The following is a 5,941-nucleotide window of genomic DNA, read 5'->3' as shown; positions in this document are numbered from 1 at the left end:
GGTTCGTGGGCAAGCCGTCGGACCACGGTGTCACGTGGTCTCCCTTCGCAGCCGCAGCGCCGGCACCACTGGTCGGGCTCGACCACCTGGCAGGCCAATACGGCACGATCCGGCTCGAGTCGCTGCCCGGTGACAACGAGGCCGAGTTCGTCGAGGCGGCAGAAGGCAGTCAGGTCGGGGCTGGCGAACGCATCAGCGCGCCCGCCGACGGAAGCGTCGTGCACGTCGAGGTCTTTCGGGCTGAGTGTGTAGGAGCTCTCATCCTCGGGAGACCTCGACCTCTATCCGGCCACCGACGCGCCGGCCCGCCGCGCGACGTGCGCTACACCCTCATCTGGGAAGAGCCTCGAAACCGGCACCAACTCCTACCGCCTCGCCCACACCCGAGCCCGGCACCAGACGCCCGCCACAGGCGCGTGACATCGATCATCTGCCGAATACAGCGCGCGTGGAGCGGGCACAGCTGCTAGCTTTCTGCGCGTGCCTGCGTCGACCAGTGAAGAGTCCCATGAGCCCGACTCCGCATGCGTGTTTTGCGGAATCGTGCGAGGCGATGTCCCGGCATATGTTGTAAGTGAGAACGAGCTGGCTCTGGCCTTTCTCACACTGCACGACAGCGCCTTGGCCCCCGGCCACTGCCTTGTGATCCCAAAGGTCCACTGCGTTGGTGTTCAAGACGCCGATTCGGATGCACGCCATGCTGTGATCGACCTCTGCCACGACCTGGCCCAATCCGTCACAGCCTCCGATGCTGGCTCCGGGACCAACCTCCTGAGTGCCTGCGGGCCTGGTAGCGACCAGTCCGTCCCCCACTGGCACATGCACGTCGTACCCCGCCGAGCGGGAGATGGCATCACCACCTGGCCCGAACATGACTCCGCTGTCACCGAGCAGGCGCACGTCGAGGCGGGACAACGGGTGGCTCGGGTGCGGGCTGGCCACTGACATCGCCGCCCTATCTGCCGCGAACAGCTTGGATGCCCGCACCGTAGGATCGCGATCGTGAGCACTCCATCTGTCGTGGTCTTCGACATCGACGGCACCCTGATGGATCACGCCGCCGCGGCACGCTCCGGCCTGGAGGCATGGGTCACCGGCATGGGCCATCCCATGACCGACGCCCTGGCCGCAGCCTGGAGAACAGCCGAACAGCGACACTTCAACGACTGGCGGGACGGCGAGATCAGCTTCGCCGAGCAACGCCGTCGCCGGCGCGCCAACGCCGACCCGATCAGAACTTGAGCATGGGCTTCGATCTTGCTCGGGAAGGTGCGCCTACTTCACGTCACCCCGCCGAGCGCCCTCCACAGGTTCTGATCATTGCTCATCAGCAAGCGTTACTTATAGAAGTCAGCGGAGGCGAACCAAACGTTCTGGTACGCGCAATGGCGAATGTTCTTGACCTTCCATCCCTGGTTCTTGTAGTGCTCGCGCAAGTACCAGAACTCCTTGACACAAGACTCATAGTGCCTGTGGCTACCTGTGTTTCGGTGGATCGTCTTCACCGCCTGGGCTTCGGGCGCTGCGGTTCCGGAGACGATGAGTCCTGCGCTCATCAGCGCAGCCAGCCCTAGCGCGCCGGCACGGTTGAGCATGCGAGTCATGTGTTCCTCTCATAGGGATCTTGGCTTTTCAAGATCCTATGAGATTAAGGGTCACCCCTCTCTAGAGTCGCCACAACGTGTGCGGTGTCGGGGCTGCTGTGCCGGAGCTGGGGTACTGCAGATGAAATCAGTCCCCGACGGCGTGAACCCCAGGGGACCGGCTCTCCCATGGAGCGGCCATGCAGTCCGGCAGCCCGAGCGCCGGTCAAATGCGCGATCCGTAGGTCGCTGTCGAGGTAGCTCGCGAGGTCATCTGCACTCTGCGCCTCCTGGATCACGATCCGCATCGGCGACCGCACACGCTTCTCGCCACCCAGATCGAAGGCGCGCGACGGGTTCCACAACAGCCGCTTCGGCAAAGTGACCTCAGCTGCCATCGAGCCCTATAGATCGTCGAGTGAGTCAGGCCGCACGAACGACGGCGGATGCGACGTGCTGCGCTCTAGTTTCCACTCTTCGAGGACCGCGAGGCGTTCGCCATCGGAGAGGACGCCGGCGAACGGGCTGTTCTGCCGCGTTGGGCTCCTGCTCCAACGTTCGGTGCCCCAGGGACATCTGGAGTCGCACTAGGTAGCCGTCGGGGTCCTGTACGAGGAACTGGCGAATGCCCGCCTCTTCGCTCGGGCCGATGCGGTACCACTTCTCTTCTGGCTCCATGAACAGTGGCCAGCCCGCTTCGCGTAGCTGCCGGAGTTGATCGGCGACATCGGGCACGGAGATTTGGAAGTTGATCCCGCGCCCCAAGGGTGGGTCGAAGGGTGCCGTTCGCCATGTCCTGCCGATGTCGGCTTGGTCGAGCATGAGGTGGGCGTCACCCAGGGCGAGGTAGGCGAAGCCTTCCTCGGGCCTGTCGTAGAGCACCTTGAAGCCGAGCAGGTCACGCCAGAACCGGACGGACACTTCGCAGTCGGTGACGGACAGCTCGGGCACAAGGGAAGGTTCGGCACTCATGGGCACCAGCCTCGCAGAGGGCATCCCCGGAATGCCCTGTGCTGCTGATCTCGCGTTAGCTGGGGCCAAGTCGGGCCGTCATCCCGGGGCCGGATGGAGTTGACATAGCCACGGCAGCCGGTAGATGGTGTTGAGCCGAGGGTTGAAGATGCCCATGCAGGTGACGGTGCCGAAGATGTCCTGACCCGAGTGGTGGCCCATGAGGTAGTACATGAGCAGCTGCAGGGTGTTCTCCTTCGTCGGCGGGTTCTTGGAGACCTTGATGTCCCACAGGGTGTCGGCGGTGAGCAGGTCCCCGTCGCCCTGGGAGACGGTCTCGGTGTAACCGTCGGGATCGAAGTGGAACCCGTCGGCGACCACGGGGCCGACGGAGGCGATAAAGGCCGTGATGCGCCGCACTATCGTGGCGATGCGGTCGAGCGGGTTCATGACCGGGACGCGTTGGGGAGCCCTTCGACCGCACCGGTCTTGAATCCTGCGAAACCGGCGGTGGCGACCACCTCAATCCGCTTCGACCACGACCTGGGACGGGCGGCGAGCCACTGTGTCAGCACCGGCTTCCATTGGTGCGATAGCCGTGGTGTCCTGCTGTCGCACCCGGAGTATTTGTTGTGCCGCACACGGATCAGCAGCGTCGTGCGCCGATGTCCAAACGGCTCGTGCCAGCCGACTCACCACCGAGTCCCGCGTCACGCCCTTCACGCACCCATTGGTCCAGCGTTTCGATACGACACTCAATCACCACCATTCGCGGTTTGAGGCGCTGCCCGACAGCCACAATCCAGAGTTCATCACGACGGCAAAGCTCATCAGATCAGGGGCCGCGAAGGCAGGGTTATACACGTTGAGGCATTCCCGATCAGCGGTGGAGGAATCTTCATCCTCGGAGGGCCTCGACTCCTACGTAAGAACCGACGCGCCGGCTGAGCTCACACCCCATTCATACCCTCGATTGTGATAAACTATCGGGGATCTCTACTCGTGCTCGACGAGGAGAGCGACGACGAGGGTGTGATAGTCCATGGCGAGCACCGAGGCACCCGGGAATCGCCACACATGGGCTTGAATGGGTTCCCCGTCCATGGAGACGACAGTCGTCGCATGTGGCGGAGTGCGATTCCACTGCTCGGCACAGGAGACGTTGTCCCGGTGGAAATAGCGCGCCACTTCGGCGATGACCGCATCATCGCATTCGAGATCAAGCCACTCGAGCAGGCCCTCAATGGTGCCCATGAACTCGTCCCGATCCTGATGCTCATAGGCCGGCGCGGCCAGATCACTGATGGGCCCTAGCGCTGCGATGGCCCACCGGCCCGAGGCGTTGCGCGCCACAGCGGTCATGGCTGGATCACTGTCGGACAACTCGACCGGTCCATCAATCCCTCTGAACCAGAAGATCCGACCCTTGTTCAGGTTCCAGAGCTGGAGCACAGCGTCACCGACTTTCCGTTGCAGACATCCCACCCACGAATACGGTTCGTTTGAGTGACGCCGTCAGTCCACTTGACCGTAAGCGCGAACATCGGATAATTCACTCCAGAACTCCGATTCTCGAAATTCCAGGAGTAATTTTTCCTAGATGTCAGTGCGCCCGACACTCCCGACGCTGACGCACCGTAACGACACGTATGATCAGTGGAAAGGGAGACATTCACACCACAAGAATACCCGTACCGCAATGACCATCGAGGACCTCCGGCCTTGAATGTCGTGGCGACCGTGGTCAGAGTCCATCGCTTTGACGAGCCTCCCTGTATGTTCTCTTGCCACACTGCCTGAACTTCCGAACTAAGCGTGCAGTTTTTGTTCACGCAATGATAGTTGCCGAAGTAAATGTTGGAAGACTTGAATCGATAATTATTGAGCCGCTGCCCAGGTGGGCGATGGTACCCTCCTGGGACGCCAGATGCCGACAGGGTTTTAGGGGTCGAGGGATTGAGCGTACTATTGAGACGATTGATTTCAGCCGGAGAGACACTCTACTGGTAATGGTTTCGCGGCAACCGCCGATATCGTGGAGGACTCTGCCACGGGGGACGCGTTGTGAGTAGTTGCGGGCGCGGCTTGTGCGGGAGTGGAATAGATCGATCTGGCAACAAGAGATCCGATCGCCATGACCGAGAGTTTACTTGTGCAGTTCACCATGTCATCCTCCATCGGAGGTGTGGCTATCGTCAAGTGGCTCTTCAGGATCCAGGGTGTAGTTGTGGCTTGACTGTGTGTGGATCGGTTGTCACTTCGCTGTGAGGACGGGGTGCGTGGGGGAGGGCCCTGCGGAAGGATCGGAGTGTTCAAGTCCCGTTCCTGCACCACAAGGCCCTCATGTCTCACGTTACCTTCACCGCCCCTGACCTGACCACGTTCTGCTGTCTCGATGAGCTGGGCCTGGAGGTGGTCGGCCAGCACATCACCGCCGAGCGGGCCGTGGTGGCCTGCCGGGTGGTCGAGGCTGACGACTGGTGCCGGCGGTGCGGATGCCAGGGCGCTCCGCGTGACACGGTGATCCGGCGCCTGGCCCACACCCCGTGGGGCCATCGGCCCACGATCCTGCAGGTCCGCGTCCGGCGTTACCGGTGCACCGGGTGTGGTCATGTGTGGCGCCAGGACACCAGTGCTGCGGCCGAGCCGAGGGCTACACTGTCCCGCGGCGGGCTGGCCTGGGGGCTGGAAGCTCTGGTGCTGGATCATCTGCCGGTCTCGCGGATCGCAGCATCTTTGGGAGTGGACTGGACCACCGCCAATGATGCGGTCCTGGCCGAAGGCCGGCGTCTGTTGATCGATGATCGGCACCGTTTCGACGGTGTGGAGATCATCGGGGTCGACGAGCACGTGTGGCGCCACACCAAACGCGGTGACCGGTATGTCACCGTGATCATCGACCTCACCCCGGCACGAGACGGCAGCGGGCCGGCCCGGCTGCTCGACATGATTCCCGGACGCTCCAAGAAAGTGTTCAAGGCGTGGCTGGCCGGCCGTGACCAGGCCTGGCGCGACCAGATCCATATTGTGGCGATGGACGGGTTCACCGGCTTCAAGACCGCCGCGGCCGAAGAGGTGCCCGACGCGACAGAGGTGATGGACCCCTTCCACGTGGTCCAGTTGGCCGGCGACGCCCTGGATCGGACTCGTACCCGCGTCCAGCAGGACACCTGCGGTCACAGGGGCCGGAAAGGAGACCCGCTGTTCGGGGTCCGCCTGACTCTGCACACGGGCCGTGACCTGCTGACCGACCGCCAGGCCACCCGTCTGGAGACTGTGTTCACCGATGACGCTCACGCGCCGGTCCAGGTCACCTGGGCGGTCTACCAGCAGGTCGTGACCGCCTACCGCGCCCAGAACACAAGCGAGGGCCGGCAGGTCATGGAACGCCTCATCAACGCGATCGC

Annotated in this window: 7 protein-coding genes and 1 pseudogene; 3 read left to right on the top strand and 5 right to left on the bottom strand. The window is 63.0% G+C overall.

The window, feature by feature from the left end:
- Positions 1-224, bottom strand: a pseudogene (locus tag G554_RS17315) (ISL3 family transposase); the annotation flags it as partial.
- 256 nt (positions 225-480) lie between these two features.
- On the opposite strand from G554_RS17315, the gene G554_RS18695 reads away from it, so the two are divergent.
- Both G554_RS18695 and G554_RS0109250 read left to right on the top strand, forming a co-directional pair.
- Positions 481-945, top strand: coding sequence for an HIT family protein (locus G554_RS18695; RefSeq protein WP_161626485.1), 465 nt, complete (start codon positions 481-483; stop codon positions 943-945).
- 57 nt (positions 946-1,002) lie between these two features.
- Positions 1,003-1,242 (top strand): HAD family hydrolase, encoded by a 240-nt coding sequence (locus G554_RS0109250; RefSeq protein WP_211220455.1) that lies wholly within the window; start codon positions 1,003-1,005, stop codon positions 1,240-1,242.
- Positions 1,243-1,337: 95 nt separating this feature from the next.
- Here the strand turns inward: G554_RS0109250 and G554_RS0109245 are convergent, their stop codons facing one another.
- From G554_RS0109245 to G554_RS0109225, 4 genes are all read right to left on the bottom strand, one after another.
- Complete coding sequence (locus G554_RS0109245; protein ID WP_027587667.1) at positions 1,338-1,604, bottom strand: hypothetical protein; 267 nt, start codon at positions 1,602-1,604, stop codon at positions 1,338-1,340.
- Between the two features lie 402 nt (positions 1,605-2,006).
- Positions 2,007-2,555, bottom strand: a complete 549-nt coding sequence (locus tag G554_RS15670) for a bleomycin resistance protein (RefSeq protein ID WP_245570017.1) — start codon at positions 2,553-2,555, stop codon at positions 2,007-2,009.
- A 78-nt stretch (positions 2,556-2,633) separates the two neighbouring features.
- Entirely contained in the window at positions 2,634-2,984 is a 351-nt protein-coding gene (locus G554_RS15665; RefSeq protein WP_051232815.1) for a hypothetical protein, read from the bottom strand.
- Positions 2,985-3,530: 546 nt separating this feature from the next.
- Positions 3,531-3,986 (bottom strand): hypothetical protein, encoded by a 456-nt coding sequence (locus tag G554_RS0109225; RefSeq protein ID WP_004809619.1) that lies wholly within the window; start codon positions 3,984-3,986, stop codon positions 3,531-3,533.
- Between the two features lie 891 nt (positions 3,987-4,877).
- On the opposite strand from G554_RS0109225, the gene G554_RS0109220 reads away from it, so the two are divergent.
- Positions 4,878-5,941: ISL3 family transposase (locus G554_RS0109220; protein WP_027587666.1), on the top strand; the 1,064-nt coding region annotated here is incomplete at its 3' end.

The organism is Acidipropionibacterium thoenii DSM 20276, from assembly GCF_000423445.1.
GTDB classification, from domain to species: domain Bacteria; phylum Actinomycetota; class Actinomycetes; order Propionibacteriales; family Propionibacteriaceae; genus Acidipropionibacterium; species Acidipropionibacterium thoenii.
This window is presented reverse-complemented; position numbering and strand designations above follow the sequence as displayed.

Bases quoted from the DNA above. Each gene is read 5' to 3' on its own strand.
- G554_RS15665 (WP_051232815.1), bottom strand. From the start codon at position 2,984: ATGAACCCGCTCGACCGCATCGCCACGATAGTGCGGCGCATCACGGCC.
- G554_RS15670 (WP_245570017.1), bottom strand. From the start codon at position 2,555: ATGAGTGCCGAACCTTCCCTTGTGCCCGAGCTGTCCGTCACCGACTGC.
- G554_RS0109245 (WP_027587667.1), bottom strand. From the start codon at position 1,604: ATGACTCGCATGCTCAACCGTGCCGGCGCGCTAGGGCTGGCTGCGCTG.